A 13588-nucleotide genomic window follows, 5' to 3' on the forward strand; every position below is an offset into this window, starting at 1 on the left:
GCCGTGATCAGGAGTGAACCCATCCCGACCTTGAAAAGGCAATCGCCTGCCCGGCCTGATCCCGAAACACAACACCCCGCCCCTCTTCAATGATGCCAATTGGCGTCAGCCGGATCCCCAGAGCAAGCGAAAGTGCCTTCAGCCGCTCTGTCTCTTCAGGTTCGGCCGTAAAGAGCAGTTCATAGTCATCCCCGCCAGTTGCCGCCATCTCGAGCTGCCCTTCAGGGGGAAGAACGGAAATCAGGGCATCGGAAAGGGGCAAACTCTCAGCGTGAATGACTATGCGCACCGCACTTTCCCGGGACAGATGCCCTGCATCGGCAAGCAATCCGTCAGAAACATCCAGACAACACTGCGTCAATCCCTCGTCCTGAAGCCGCCAGCCCAATGCAGTGCGCGGCTGGGGCAGATGATAGCGGTCTTTCAGGAAAGCCGCAGCGTTCTCATCTTCTGAATCTGAAACCTTTCCTGTCAGGATGCGCAAACCTGTTGCGGCATCGCCAAGCGTTCCCGACACCCACAGCAGCTGTCCTGCCCTTGCTTTTTTCCTGTGAAAGGCCCGCCCCTTCGGCACCAGCCCCATTGCCGTTACAGTCACCACCAGACCGGACAGCGAACGGACAGAATCCCCTCCGCTCAGGACCCATTTCTGCTCTCTTTGCGAAGAGGCCAGACCCTTTGCGAAGGATTCGAACCATTGATCATCCTGCCGCTCTGTTGTTGCTAGGGACAGGCTGTACCGCCAGGGCTTCGCCCCCATGGATGCGAGATCGGACAGATTTGTTCCAAGGACTTTCAGGGCCAGTTGTTCAGCCTTGTCCGGCAGGGCATCTTCCGGCAGGAAGTGAACGCTCTCGACCAGACTGTCCGTCGTCACCACCAGCTCCATTCCCTCCGGAACAGAGAGCAGCGCGGCATCATTGCCAAGATGATCGGTTTCCTCGTCATGTGTCAGGGATGCAAAAAAACGGGCGATCCGGCCAAACTCTCCAAGAGTGTTCGAGACCGGCTTCTGCCCGCTTTTGTCATGTTCTGTGCTGTGATCGTCTGACATGAGACTGATCATGCCCTTTCAGACCTGCCCGAGTGAAGAGGAAATGTGCAGGGAAAATCGGTTACTTTTCAAACTCGTCTGCACGACGCGCATGTGCCAGCTTGTCCAGAACGCCGTTCACCATGGCCGTTTCCTTGTTGCCAAAGTAGGCGTGGGCAATGTCGACATACTCGGAAATCACCACACGCGCAGGAACATCGGGACGCAGTTGAATTTCGTAGGCACCGGCCTGCATGATCAAACGCAGCAGGGGATCGAGACGATCCATGGTCCAGTCCTTGTCCAGAACAGAAGCAACCATGTCGGCAGTCAGTTCCCTTTCCTGCATCAGCCCCTTGAGAAGCTCCAGAAAAAGACTTTGATCCAGCCCCTTGAGGCGCAGGCCATCGAGATCTTCGGACACACGGTCATTGAGGAATTCATTGACGACAGTGTTGGCTGATGCCTGGTTGAATTCGACCTGGAAAAGAGCCTGAACCGCAGCAATACGTGCCATTGAACGACGCATGTTGGGCGAAAGCGGCTTGTGCTTTTTCTCAACCTTTTCCGCTGGGGTTTTATCAGACTCGGACATCTCTTTTTCTTTCTTCAGGCAGAAGGGCAACAAACAAACTGTCAAACAGCAGCAATGCCGATTTGCTTCGGCATCCGGGTGATCCGGGCCTTCTCTATCACAGTCCGGCCCGGACCGAAAGACCTAGTGGATACCAAACTGACGCTTCAGCTTGACCATTTCCAGACAGGCACGGGCAACAAAACCGCCCTTGTTCTTTTCATCACGCTTGGCACGGGCCCAGGCCTGCTGTTCATTTTCGACAGTCAGAACGCCATAGCCAATAGCCAGATCGTGATCAACAGCCAGATCCTGCAGCTTGCGCGCAGACTCAACGCAGACATAATCGTAATGGGATGTTTCGCCGCGGATCACAACACCCAGCGCGATAAAGCCGTCAAAGGAGCGACCATCCTTGCGGTGGGTTGCAAACTTGATCGCAGCAGGCAACTCGAATGCACCCGGCACTTCCACAATCTCGTAAGTGCAGCCATCCTTTTCCAGCTCTTCAATGGCTGCAGCACGCAGCTCGTCGGAAATGGCTTTATAATAAGGCGCATCAACAATCAGGATGTGCGGAGCTTCGAATGTTTCAGTCATGGCTCTGGGACCTTGTTGCGGGTTGGAAACTGTCTGCAGGGACAGTCTTAATCTTCAATTGCGCGCTGTTCAACCACTGAAAGACCGTATCCGTCAAGCCCTACAATGGTTTTCTCGGAATTTGTCAGCAGGATCATCTTCTCGATCCCCAGATCGGTGAGGATCTGCGCACCGGTACCGTAATCGCGGAGATGATGGGGCGCATGAACGTTTTCCCCCTTGCGACTGCGGATCGCATCAGACAGTGCACTGGGGGCAGGTTCGCGGATCAGCACAACGGCACCACGCCCCTCTGCTTCAATCATCTGCATGGATTTCTGGAGATCACCCGCCTTGCCACTGCCGGCATCGCCCAGAACATCATCCAGAACGGAAAGCGCGTGCATGCGAACCATCACAGGCTCATCCCCGCGCAGATCCCCTTTCCAGAGAACCATGTGCTCGGCATAGCTGATCCGGCTGACATAGACAGCAGCATTGAAGGTTCCCGCCTGCTCTGTCTCAAGCGTTGTTTCGACCGTGCGCTCCACCAGACGGTCATAGCGCCGGCGATAGGCAATCAGATCGGCAATGGTTGCAATCTTGAGCTCATGCTCTTTTGCAAACTCGATGAGATCATCGCGACGGGCCATGGTGCCGTCATCCTTCATGATCTCGCAGATCACCCCTGAAGGGTTCAGACCTGCCAGACGCGCCACATCGACAGCAGCTTCCGTATGACCGGTGCGAACCAGCACGCCGCCATCCCGTGCAACCAGCGGGAACACATGCCCCGGGCTTACGATATCACCGGCTGCCTTGGCAGGATCAATGGCAACAGAAATCGTCCGGGCGCGATCCGGTGCGGAAATCCCGGTGGTCACACCTTCCAGTGCCTCGATGGAAACCGTAAAGGCCGTTTCGTGACGGGTCCCGTTTTTCTGGGCCATCAGGGGAAGCTCAAGCTCCTCAACGCGCTCGCGTGTCATCGCCAGACAGATCAGGCCACGGCCGTATTTGGCCATGAAGTTGATCGCTTCAGGCGTTGCCATCTGCGCCGGGATGACAAGATCGCCTTCATTCTCGCGGTCCTCATCGTCCACCAGAATGAACATCCGGCCGTTGCGTGCCTCTTCAATGATCTCCGCAGGGCTGGAAATAATGCCACTGAAATCACTCATCATTGTTCCCTTTGTCCTGTCGGGTCCGCCTTAATTGTTCAGACCCTGGTTGCGATCAAGAAGCTGCGCCACATAGCGCGCCATCAGATCGACTTCAAAGTTGATACGATCTCCGGGCTTGCGTTGACCAAAAGTCGTCATCTCTGCTGTGTGCGGAATGATATTCACTCCAAAGAAACAGCCCTCTGCCCCCCTGTCCTCAACCTCGTTGACAGTCAGGGACACACCATCCAGAACGACAGAACCCTTTGGCGCCACAAAACGTGCAAAACCATCCGGCGCACGGAACGTGAAACGACGGGAATCCCCTTCCATCCGCAGATCCGTGATTTCAGCCACCCCATCAACATGTCCCGAAACAAGATGCCCGCCCAGTTCGTCACCCAGCCTGAGCGCCCGCTCGAAGTTGACCGCTGTACCCGCCTGCCAGCCGGACAGGGTTGTCACCGACAGGGTTTCTCCGGATACGTCAGCTGCAAACCAGTTGCCTTCAGGAGAGTTTCCCTTGTCCACAACGGTCAGACAGACACCGCTACAGGCAATGGAAGCGCCCATATCCACAGTGTCCATGTCATAGGAAGCCTGAAACACAAAGCGGGAGTCACCCCGGTCTTCACGGCTTTTGACAGCACCCAGGTCAGTGATAATTCCGGTAAACATGCAATACCTGCCAGAGATCTCGTTTGTTTGCGTTCCGCTTAGCACAGCAGAACCGGTCCGTCCCGCACTTTTTCAAGCCCGCCATCGTCTGCACCGGGTTGTCAGCCGGTTTTGCAGTAGTGCTCCATGCGATCCTCGCCCAGATAGCGGCTGTCAACCAGCCGGAACTGCGGGGCATCGGCCAGATTCTCAAGTCCGAAGCCCGTCATGACCGGCAAACCGTCACCGCCAATCACCTTCGCCGCACGGAACCAGACGATCTCATCCACCAGCCCCTGACGCAAAAGCGAGCCGATCACATGGCTCCCCCCCTCGACAAGCAGACGGGTTATGCCCATCTCGCCCAGCTTGTCCAGAGCTGTCAGCGGGCAGACAAAGCCCGTGTCATCCCGTTTGATATGAACAACCTTCACACCTGCGTCCTCATAGGCTTTCAAACGGTGACTGTCATTTTCATCAAAGGTCATCAGGCAGGTCGGGCATTCAGCAGCACGCGCCACCAGATCGGACGTCAGGGGCAGGCGCAAACGCCCGTCCATAATCACCCGCAGGGGCGAAAAGCTCTCCAGTCCGGGCAGACGCACATCCAGTCTGGGATTGTCAGCCAGTGCTGTTCCGCTTCCCACCAGAATGGCATCGTGCTCAACGCGCAGCATCTGGGAAGCCTGACGGGCCAGATCACCGGTAATCCACTTGCTCTCGCCGCGTTTGGTCGCGATTCGTCCATCCAGTGTGGTCGCCACCTTGACTGTCACCATCGGGCGTCCCCGGCTTACACGGGAAAAGAACCCCCGGTTGAGCGACAGCGCTTCGCTTTCCATCAGGCCGAAGTCAACTGTGACACCGGCCTTGCGCAGGATTTCCAGCCCCTTGCCGGACACTCGCTCATCCGGATCGCCGCAGGCCACGACACACCGTGTAATTCCGGCAGACACCAGAGCCTCGGCACAGGGCGGCGTCTTGCCGTGGTGAGCGCAGGGCTCCAGCGTGACATAGGCGGTTGCTCCGCGCGCGCTTTCACCGGCTTGCGCCAGTGCAACGGCTTCGGCATGGGGGCGTCCGCCCGGCTGTGTCCAGCCCCGGCCGACAACCTGTCCTTCGCGGACAATCACACAGCCTACGGCCGGATTGGGCGCAACCTTTCCCAGCCCCCTGCGCGCAAGATTCAGGGCGGATTGCATGAACCCCTGCTCGATGGAAGAAAATTCTGTCGCGGACAATCCTGATGCAGTCATAGGGTTTACTCTGTCAATGTCGTATAGTCTTAGGAAGCGGCCTCTTCGATATGGCCCTCTTCATCCCTGTCATCAAGACGACCCACCAGATCCTTGAAGTCACTGACTTCCTGAAAATCCCGATAGACAGAGGCAAAGCGGATATATCCCACCTTGTCCAGATGCATCAGGGCGTCCATCACCAGACTGCCGATGCGATCTGTCGGAATTTCGGCCTCACCGGATGATTCAAGCTGGCGCACAATACCGCTGACCACCTGATCAATCTTTTCTGCACCGACATTCCTTTTCTGAAGCGCCAGACGCATGGAGCGCGTGACCTTGTCCCGATCAAAAAGCTCGCGCTGTCCATTGTCCTTGACAACCGTCAACTCCCTGAGCTGCACACGCTCAAAGGTCGTAAAGCGGGCACCACAGCCCCCGCACTGACGGCGGCGGCGAATAGAGGCATGATCCTCTGTCGGACGAGAGTCCTTTACCTGCGTTTCTTCACTGCTGCAAAAGGGACAACGCATCAATGGCTCCTGCTGTTTTCCGGGACGAGTTTGTTTTTACTCGGACATTTTCATTTTCGCGGGCCTGACCACCCATCCCGCAAGAGATACCATACTCGCCCATTACGGCAGATAAAAAAAGCCCCGAACTGAAAATCAGTCCGGGACTTTTTCCTGTTCAGACCTGAAAGGTCGATATCAATCCGGCTTAGAGCCCGGGATAGATCGGGAATTCAGCACAAAGCGCCTGAACTTCCGCTTTCACTTCCGCTTCAACAGCAGAGTTGTCTTCAGGGTTTGCAGCCAGACCATCCAGAACACGAGTGATCAGCTCACCAACCTTGCGGAATTCGGCTTGGCCGAAACCGCGGCTTGTGCCAGCCGGTGTACCCAGACGGATACCGGATGTGACCATCGGCTTTTCCGGATCAAACGGAATGCCGTTCTTGTTACAGGTGATCCCGGCACGATCCAGGCTTTCCTCGGCAATGTTTCCTGTCAGGCCTTTCGGACGCAGGTCAACCAGCATCAGGTGCGTGTCGGTGCCGCCTGTTGTGATCGCAAAACCGTTTTCAACCAGTGTCGCAGCCAGTGTCTGGGCATTGCTGATAACGTTTTGAGCGTAGTTCTTGAACTCCGGATCCAGAGCTTCCTTGAACGCAACAGCCTTGGATGCGATGGAGTGCATCAGCGGGCCACCCTGCAGACCGGGGAAGGCTGCAGAGTTGATTTTCTTGCCGATATCCAGATCGTTGGACAGAACGATACCGCCACGGCCGGCACGCAGTGTCTTGTGCGTTGTGCTGGTCACGACGTGAGCGTGAGGCAGCGGGCTCGGGTGCAGGCCGGCAGCGACCAGACCGGCAAAGTGCGCCATGTCAACGTGCAGGTAAGCACCAACCTCGTCCGCAATTTCACGGAACTTGGCAAAATCGATTGTGCGCGGGTAAGCAGAACCACCAGCGATGATCAGCTTTGGCTTGCACTCGAGAGCCAGCTTGCGAATCTCGTCGAAGTTGAACTGGTGTGTTTCCTTGTCAACGCCATAGCATACAGCGTTGAACCACTTGCCGGACAGGTTTGGACGCGCACCGTGTGTCAGGTGACCACCGGACGCCAGATCCAGACCCATGATGGTGTCACCAGGCTGCAGCAGAGCCAGTGTTACACACTGGTTTGCCTGTGCGCCGGAGTGTGGCTGAACATTGACATATTCACAGTTGAACAGCTTTTTCGCACGCTCGATAGCCAGTTGTTCAACAACGTCAACGTGCTCACAACCACCATAGTAACGACGGCTTGGGTAGCCTTCGGCGTATTTATTGGTCAGAACAGTACCCAGGGACTGCATGGTCGCCAGAGAAACGATGTTCTCGGATGCAATCAGTTCGATCTGGTTTTGCTGGCGATGCAGCTCGTCATTGATCGCTGCAGCAATTTCCGGATCTGTTTGTTCCAGAGGAGCAGTAAAGAATGTTTTAGGGTCGAGGGTCATAGTCCGCTCTCCAATGAAGTAGAGGTTATAGTCGTTTTTTTACGGCTTTCTGAACAAGTTACACCCGTCTGGGGCCGTGTTTTGTTTGCTGCTTTCCAGAGGGCATGTCCCTTCCCTCCACAGCTTTTTGTTAACCGAGCTTGTCGATACGCTTTTGATGGCGACCACCGTCAAATTCGGTACTCATAAAGGTCTGCAGGCAGGCTTTGGCAACTTCTTCGCCAGTTGTACGAGCCCCCAGAACCAGAACGTTCGCATCGTTGTGCTGTCGTGACAGTCGCGCGAGAGTTTCGTCGTGACAGAGCGCGGCACGGATCCCTTTGTGACGATTCGCGGCAATTGAAATCCCGATACCCGAACCACACACCAGAACTCCACGTCCGGCCCTGCCCTGCAAAATGCTGTCAGCCAGCAATCCTGCATAGTCCGGATAATCCACTGAATCTGAAGCATTTGTCCCCAGATCCAGGACCTCGAAACCCTCTTCGGCGAGCTGATCGCGAAGCATGTTTTTCATCGTGTAGCCAGCGTGATCGGCGGCGAGAGCAATTACCTTTTCAGTCATCATGAAACCCCTGACAGGCCCTTTTTTCACAAGAGCACGCAAGATGCGTGAAATCTGAAAAAGCCTTAGCATGTCGAAGCACAACAGGAAAAGAAAAATACCCTATCAGGTGTTTTTCTTTTTCACTGTTACCCAAACCGGTCTTCTGACGAAACCGGAATGCGATCTCCAGAGCTTTTCTTTTCGAAAAAAATATGACGATTTCCCCGGTGAAACTTCACACAAAAAACGTCACATCAGGAATCCTGAGCGACAAAAAGAAGCCCGGGGCCAGAAAAACGCGTTTTTTACAGAAGATCGGCCTCCTTGAAGAAAGCGCAACCCCTCAGGAGAAAGGCCAGCATCTTCGAAGGAGAAACAGTTTTTTTGACGTGGCACAGCTACACAAGCCAGCCCCTGCCCTTGTCCTTGCCCCTAACCGGATCGGAAGACGCTTCTCCGCCCTGCTGTCCCGACGGACCCAGCAGGCCCTTTTTCTCAAGGACGAACCGCATTTTTTTCAGGGCAAGATTGCGCAAGACCGATTCCGGCTGCCTTGGATCGCCGACAAGGGAAACCTCGATCAGGCTTGCCACGTGAAAGGCAACAACCTTCACGTAACCTCCCTGTGGTGTCATTTCGATAATGACCTGCCCTATGTCAGACGTATTTTTCACAATCATCCCGCTCCAGGGAAAATCAGGTTTTTGCTGTTCAAACAGCCATCAGTCCCGCACTCTTTGCAGGAAACAGAAACACCAGAAAGCAAAAAACGGAGGGCCTGCAACCCTCCGCCTGCTTTTCTGACAGTCCACACAAGCAGAACAGTCTTTCTATTCCGACGCAAAGGCCATCGGAGAGGCCCAGAAGACCTGCATCTTGTGAAGCGCAGCCATTGCCGTGCGCATGTCTTCCTCCGGAATAATACCTTCGGAAATTTTCTGGGCGTGGCGATCAAACATACCGGATACAGCATGATAGATTTCAAGGCCGGTGTCTGACGCCCGAACATGGAAGGAACGGCGGTCGTGTGGAGAACGCTCCTGGATCAGATAGCCGTTTTCGACCATTTTCTTCACATTGTAGGAAACGTTGGACCCCAGATAATACCCGCGATGTGTCAACTCTCCGACAGACAGTTCTTCCTCGCCGATATTATAAAGAATCAAAGCCTGAATATTGTTCAGGTCGCGTACGCCGCGTCGGTCCAATTCACCTTTGACAACTTCAAGGCACTGACGGTGCAGACGCTCAACAAGGGAAATGGTCTGTAGAAAGGTTGATTTCACTTGATTAACCCTCAGAAAACAAAATTATTAACCACAATTTCCAAGCATTTTTCCAAGCTTTCAGTAAAGATATAATTAACAAAAACACTACAATCGAAAAATTGCCTTGTTTTTTAACCTTTTCTTATCGAAATCAGGCTGATTCGCGACAAAACCCCACAAAAAAACGGAACCCGACTTCAGAGCAGGCACAGCAGGTCACGAATCTGGACACAAGTCGTATACAAGCAATATACGAAAAACCTGCATCATGAATACAAATAGTAATTTTTCACAAAACAAATCGAAGCTTTTTCACAGGAAAATAAAAAATCAAAAAATCTTATGACTTCCATAAGAAAATTGCCTTCATCCCACAAACACAAAGATAATCAACAATATATCAAGTCAAAAAATAAGAATTATTTTATAAAGCGTCATCATTATGACATCACCTTGCCTATATTTATTCTTAACAAGATATCCGTTTGACAAAGCTCTTCAAACGAATAAAGATGTCCTTACAACAAAACAAAAAAATATCCCCGGGAGGAAAAAATGAAATTCTTCAAACGCAATGGCACACCTATGCCTGATCACGTTGTTGCGTGGGCAGAGGATACCAAGGCGGGCAAAATGGACCGCCGTGAATTCCTTGCACTTGCAAGCGCCTTTGGTGCAACGGCTGCAACAGCCTACGGCATGATCGGTCTGGCTGCACCATCAGAAGCTCAGGCCGAAGAGCCGAAGAAGGGTGGCGTTCTTCGCGTCTCCCAGAAGCTCTTCAATGTTCCGGAGCCTCGCACCTTTGACCTTTCCGAGAAAGGCAACGCTGTCCGTCCATTCCTTGAAAATCTGGTCCGCCTGACTTCGGACGGTGTTTTCGAAGGCCAGCTTCTGGAAAGCTGGGAGGTCAGCGACGATGCGAAGACCTACACACTTTATTGCCGCAAGGGCGTCACATGGAACAACGGTGACACATTCAATGCTGACGATGTTGCATTCAACATTGGCCGCTGGTGTGAATCCGCTGCTGAAGGTAACTCCATGGCATCCCGCCTGAACAGCCTGGTCGATCCTGACACCGGCGTTGCTGTTGAGGGTGGCATTGAAAAGGTTGATGATTACACTGTCCGCCTGAACCTGCGTGTTCCGGATATCACAATCATCCCTGCGATTTCCGAGTACCCGTCCCAGGTGATCCACCGTGACTTCGAAGCACAGGGTGGCGATATTATCGCAGCACCGATCGGCACAGGTCCGTTCGAGCTGGTTTCCTATGACGTTGGCACACTTGCTGTCTACCAGCGCCGTTCCGATGGCAAATGGTGGGGCGGCGAAGCGCCTCTGGATGGCATTGAGATCATCGACTACGGTGCGGACCCTGCTGCTGAAATCGCGGCCTTTGAGTCAGAGGAAATCCACTGTAACTATGAAACAACCTCCGACTTCCTGGAAATCCTCGACAGTCTGGGTCTGCAGCGCAGCGAAGTTGTAACCGGTGACACTGTTGTTGTTCGTACGCACGAGCCTGCACCACCCTACAACGATGCACGTGTTCGTCAGGCTCTGCAGATTGCAACAGACAACGAGGCAATTCTGCAGCTTGCCATCGGCGGTACCGGACTGGCTGGTGAAAACTTCCACTGTGGCCCGATGCATCCCGAGTATGCCGAGCTTCCAAAGCAGGCGCGCGACAATGCAAAGGCCATTGCGCTTCTGACAGAGGCCGGGCAACTGGATTTCGAGCACGAGCTGATTTCCCTGGATGATGACTACCGCAAAAACACGGCTGATGCTGTTGCAGCCCAGCTTCGTGAAGCCGGTATCAAGGTGAAGCGTACAGTTCTTCCAACATCGACTTTCTGGAACAACTGGGCGAAGTATCCCTACTCCATCACCAACTGGAACGGTCGTCCGCTCGGTGTTCAGATCTACGCTCTGGCCTACCGCACCGGCGAAGCCTGGAACGAAACCGGCCACACGAACCCTGAATTCGACAAAAAGCTTGAACAGGCCCTGTCCATCGCGGATGCCGACACACGTCGCGGCCTGATGAAAGACATGTCAGCAATTCTGCGTGAAGCTGGTCACTTTGTTCAGCCTTACTGGCGCTCCCTGTTCTGTCACTCTGTCGAGGGCGTCAAGGGTCGCAACATGCACTCATCCTACGAGGTACACTTCGATAAGATCTGGCTCGACGTCTGATCACTGTCTGCTGGGGGGAGGAGTCTCTGAAAGGGACTCCTCTTTCTTTTTGCCAAAAATAGTAAACAGAGTGTTAACGACACCTTTGGGGCAGAGATGCTAACATTTATATTACGCCGTCTGGGTACCATGGGCCTGACCATGCTGTGCCTGACCTTTGCCGTTTTCTTTCTGGTGAATCTTGAACCCAACCTGAGAAAACTGGCAATTCAGCAAACAAACGCGAGAGCAACAGACGAAGCCATCTATTCCTGGCTGGAAAAGAATGGCTATCGTGACCCGTTCATCGAGCAATATGCAGAATGGCTTGGTGTCTGGCCCAAGGATCCTCTCATCGACGAGGAAACAGGCGAAGCGCGTCCCCGCTTTGTCTATTGTGATGCAACCACCGAAGCGAAGTTCAGTGGTATTCTCCAGGGTGATTTTGGGTGTTCGACAAACTTCCAGACCAATGTCGGCGGGAAGCTCTTCCCGGCACTGGCCGCGACGGGATGGCTCATGATGTGGGTCTTCATTGTCATGATTCCCTCGGCCCTGCTCATCGGGGTCCTGGCCGGCATGCGGGAAGGATCGAAAACAGACCGCAGTCTTTCCATTCTCTCGATCGGAACGACCGCGACGCCCGAATATGTCTCAGGCGTTATCTTCACCGTGATCTTTGCCGCCTGGCTGGGCGTGCTGAATGCCTCTGCAGCATCAGCCACATCCAAGGGCATCACCTTTAACAACTTCGCCCTGCCCGTCATGACCATTGCCATTTACGGCATGGGCTACATTGCCCGAATGACGCGGGCTTCGATGGTCGAGGTGATGACAGCCCAGTACATCCGCACGGCCCGGCTGAAGGGACTGAGTTTCCGCTCGGTTGTCCTGAAGCACGCCCTGCGCAATGCACTGATTGCTCCCTTTACCGTGATCATGCTGCAGTTCCCGTTCCTGCTGACCGGGGTTGTCGTGGTCGAAGTCATGTTCCGCTATCAGGGCTTTGGTTTCACGCTGGTCCAGGCGGCCAGCAACAACGACATCGACCTGCTTTTGGGATGTTCCATCGTCTCCGTCGCCGTGGTTCTGGTGACACAGCTGATCTCCGATATCGGCTATGCCTATCTGAACCCGAGAATTCGCGTTAAATAAGGGGGCTCAAATGGAATCTGTAAGCTTCTTGGAAATTGTCGGCCTCACCCTCGGGCGCTTCTGGCCCGTGTGGATCGCGCTGGCCTTCATCCTCATCACCGGCCTGATGTACCAGAACCGTCTGGGACTGTACGGCCGCCTCTTCAGCTCCGGTGTTGGCATTGCCGGTGTGATGATCCTTGGTTTCTGGGTCTTCACAGCTCTCTTTGCCGACATCATTGTCACTGTTGATCCCCTGGCCCAGTTCCCGGCCATGAAGAACAAGCTCCCGGGGACGATTGAACCCGGAACGGGTATTGCCTTCCTCTTTGGCGGGGACAATCTGGCGCGCGATGTCTTCAGTCGTGTGGTCAGTGGCAGCCAGATCGTTCTGATCATTGCGCCTGCGGCGACAGCTTTTGCGTTGATGGTCGGCACGGTCCTCGGCCTGCCTGCCGGATACTTCGGTGGCAAGACAGACACCATCGTTTCCTTCCTGGCAAATCTGGTGCTGGCGTTCCCTGTGATCCTGCTGTTCTACCTTCTGGTAACACCGGGCATCATGGAAACACCAATTCCCTATGCCATGGCAGGTGTCTTTTTCATGTTCCCGATCCTGTTTTTCCTGACGCTCTTCTACACCAAGTTCAAGAACCGTTCGGAAAAGCTGGTTCCCTACATGGCCCTGACGCTCCTGCTGGGAGGATGGATCTACATCGGTCTGGTCTTTGATGCCGATCCGCTCGGCATTGTTGCCATCGACCCGAACGAGTTGAACATCTTCGTCTCGGTTGTCTTTGTCACCAGCCCGGCCGTGTTCCGTATCGTCCGTGGTCTGGTGCTTGACATCAAGACACGCGACTACATTGCAGCGGCCCAGACCCGGGGTGAAAGCCCCTGGTACATCATGCTGTGGGAAATCCTCCCGAATGCGCGTGGTCCTCTGATTGTCGATGCCTGTCTGCGGATTGGCTACACCACAATCCTGCTGGGAACTCTGGGTTACTTCGGCCTTGGACTGGCTCCTGAAAGTCCGGACTGGGGAACAGCGATCAAGGATGGCTCCCGCCTCCTGCGTCTCTATGCCCACCCGGCCATCTTCCCTGCGCTGGCTCTGATGTCCTTCGTACTGGGCCTCAACATGCTGGCAGACTCACTGCGGGAGGAATCCCTCAAGGACTAGGCAAGGAACCCGAAAACAAAA

The 13588-nt window shown here is 54.4% G+C and carries 14 protein-coding genes; 3 read left to right on the top strand and 11 right to left on the bottom strand.

What is annotated here, in order from left to right; all coding sequences use genetic code 11:
- Positions 1 to 7 precede the first annotated feature (7 nt).
- The 11 genes from thiL to AAAH10_RS10355 all read right to left on the bottom strand — a co-directional run bounded on the left by thiL (position 8) and on the right by AAAH10_RS10355 (position 9084).
- Positions 8 to 1054: a thiamine-phosphate kinase gene (thiL, locus tag AAAH10_RS10305; RefSeq protein WP_343563187.1), complete on the bottom strand. Its 1047-nt coding sequence runs from the start codon at positions 1052 to 1054 to the stop codon at positions 8 to 10.
- Positions 1055 to 1115: 61 nt separating this feature from the next.
- On the bottom strand, positions 1116 to 1628 hold the full coding sequence (nusB, locus tag AAAH10_RS10310) for a transcription antitermination factor NusB (protein WP_343563189.1): 513 nt from the start codon (positions 1626 to 1628) through the stop codon (positions 1116 to 1118).
- Positions 1629 to 1751: 123 nt separating this feature from the next.
- Entirely contained in the window at positions 1752 to 2207 is a 456-nt protein-coding gene (gene ribH / locus AAAH10_RS10315; protein WP_343563191.1) for a 6,7-dimethyl-8-ribityllumazine synthase, read from the bottom strand.
- Between the two features lie 47 nt (positions 2208 to 2254).
- Positions 2255 to 3370: a 3,4-dihydroxy-2-butanone-4-phosphate synthase gene (gene ribB, locus AAAH10_RS10320; RefSeq protein ID WP_442490270.1), complete on the bottom strand. Its 1116-nt coding sequence runs from the start codon at positions 3368 to 3370 to the stop codon at positions 2255 to 2257.
- A 27-nt stretch (positions 3371 to 3397) separates the two neighbouring features.
- Entirely contained in the window at positions 3398 to 4027 is a 630-nt protein-coding gene (locus AAAH10_RS10325) for a riboflavin synthase (RefSeq protein WP_343563195.1), read from the bottom strand.
- A 101-nt stretch (positions 4028 to 4128) separates the two neighbouring features.
- On the bottom strand, positions 4129 to 5262 hold the full coding sequence (gene ribD / locus AAAH10_RS10330; RefSeq protein WP_343563197.1) for a bifunctional diaminohydroxyphosphoribosylaminopyrimidine deaminase/5-amino-6-(5-phosphoribosylamino)uracil reductase RibD: 1134 nt from the start codon (positions 5260 to 5262) through the stop codon (positions 4129 to 4131).
- A gap of 29 nt (positions 5263 to 5291) precedes the next feature.
- On the bottom strand, positions 5292 to 5777 hold the full coding sequence (gene nrdR / locus AAAH10_RS10335) for a transcriptional regulator NrdR (RefSeq protein WP_343563199.1): 486 nt from the start codon (positions 5775 to 5777) through the stop codon (positions 5292 to 5294).
- Positions 5778 to 5964: 187 nt separating this feature from the next.
- Complete coding sequence (gene glyA / locus AAAH10_RS10340) at positions 5965 to 7251, bottom strand: serine hydroxymethyltransferase (protein ID WP_343563201.1); 1287 nt, start codon at positions 7249 to 7251, stop codon at positions 5965 to 5967.
- 130 nt (positions 7252 to 7381) lie between these two features.
- Positions 7382 to 7816, bottom strand: a complete 435-nt coding sequence (rpiB, locus tag AAAH10_RS10345; RefSeq protein ID WP_343563203.1) for a ribose 5-phosphate isomerase B — start codon at positions 7814 to 7816, stop codon at positions 7382 to 7384.
- Positions 7817 to 8196: 380 nt separating this feature from the next.
- Positions 8197 to 8472, bottom strand: coding sequence for a DUF6898 family protein (locus tag AAAH10_RS10350; RefSeq protein ID WP_343563205.1), 276 nt, complete (start codon positions 8470 to 8472; stop codon positions 8197 to 8199).
- Positions 8473 to 8628: 156 nt separating this feature from the next.
- Positions 8629 to 9084, bottom strand: coding sequence for a MarR family winged helix-turn-helix transcriptional regulator (locus AAAH10_RS10355; RefSeq protein WP_343563206.1), 456 nt, complete (start codon positions 9082 to 9084; stop codon positions 8629 to 8631).
- Positions 9085 to 9621: 537 nt separating this feature from the next.
- On the opposite strand from AAAH10_RS10355, the gene AAAH10_RS10360 reads away from it, so the two are divergent.
- From AAAH10_RS10360 to AAAH10_RS10370, 3 genes are all read left to right on the top strand, one after another.
- The gene (locus tag AAAH10_RS10360) at positions 9622 to 11271 is read left to right on the top strand and encodes an ABC transporter substrate-binding protein (protein WP_343563208.1); all 1650 of its coding nucleotides are present in this window, start codon (positions 9622 to 9624) and stop codon (positions 11269 to 11271) included.
- A gap of 96 nt (positions 11272 to 11367) precedes the next feature.
- Complete coding sequence (locus AAAH10_RS10365) at positions 11368 to 12405, top strand: ABC transporter permease (RefSeq protein ID WP_343563210.1); 1038 nt, start codon at positions 11368 to 11370, stop codon at positions 12403 to 12405.
- Between the two features lie 10 nt (positions 12406 to 12415).
- Positions 12416 to 13567 carry an ABC transporter permease gene (locus AAAH10_RS10370; RefSeq protein ID WP_343563212.1) on the top strand — a complete coding sequence of 384 codons (1152 nt, stop codon included), beginning with the start codon at positions 12416 to 12418 and terminating at the stop codon, positions 13565 to 13567.
- Positions 13568 to 13588: the final 21 nt, after the last annotated feature.

The sequence above is a fragment of the Carbonatibacter coralli genome, from assembly GCF_039592655.1.
Taxonomy (GTDB): Bacteria; Pseudomonadota; Alphaproteobacteria; order Kiloniellales; family Kiloniellaceae; genus Carbonatibacter; species Carbonatibacter coralli.

What these genes read in the sequence shown, in the direction of transcription:
- thiL (WP_343563187.1), bottom strand. Translation starts at nt 1,054, where the DNA reads ATGTCAGACGATCACAGCACAGAACATGACAAAAGCGGGCAGAAGCCG.
- nusB (WP_343563189.1), bottom strand. Translation starts at nt 1,628, where the DNA reads ATGTCCGAGTCTGATAAAACCCCAGCGGAAAAGGTTGAGAAAAAGCAC.
- ribH (WP_343563191.1), bottom strand. Translation starts at nt 2,207, where the DNA reads ATGACTGAAACATTCGAAGCTCCGCACATCCTGATTGTTGATGCGCCT.
- ribB (WP_442490270.1), bottom strand. Translation starts at nt 3,370, where the DNA reads ATGATGAGTGATTTCAGTGGCATTATTTCCAGCCCTGCGGAGATCATT.
- AAAH10_RS10325 (WP_343563195.1), bottom strand. Translation starts at nt 4,027, where the DNA reads ATGTTTACCGGAATTATCACTGACCTGGGTGCTGTCAAAAGCCGTGAA.
- ribD (WP_343563197.1), bottom strand. Translation starts at nt 5,262, where the DNA reads ATGACTGCATCAGGATTGTCCGCGACAGAATTTTCTTCCATCGAGCAG.
- nrdR (WP_343563199.1), bottom strand. Translation starts at nt 5,777, where the DNA reads ATGCGTTGTCCCTTTTGCAGCAGTGAAGAAACGCAGGTAAAGGACTCT.
- glyA (WP_343563201.1), bottom strand. Translation starts at nt 7,251, where the DNA reads ATGACCCTCGACCCTAAAACATTCTTTACTGCTCCTCTGGAACAAACA.
- rpiB (WP_343563203.1), bottom strand. Translation starts at nt 7,816, where the DNA reads ATGACTGAAAAGGTAATTGCTCTCGCCGCCGATCACGCTGGCTACACG.
- AAAH10_RS10360 (WP_343563208.1), top strand. Translation starts at nt 9,622, where the DNA reads ATGAAATTCTTCAAACGCAATGGCACACCTATGCCTGATCACGTTGTT.
- AAAH10_RS10365 (WP_343563210.1), top strand. Translation starts at nt 11,368, where the DNA reads ATGCTAACATTTATATTACGCCGTCTGGGTACCATGGGCCTGACCATG.
- AAAH10_RS10370 (WP_343563212.1), top strand. Translation starts at nt 12,416, where the DNA reads ATGGAATCTGTAAGCTTCTTGGAAATTGTCGGCCTCACCCTCGGGCGC.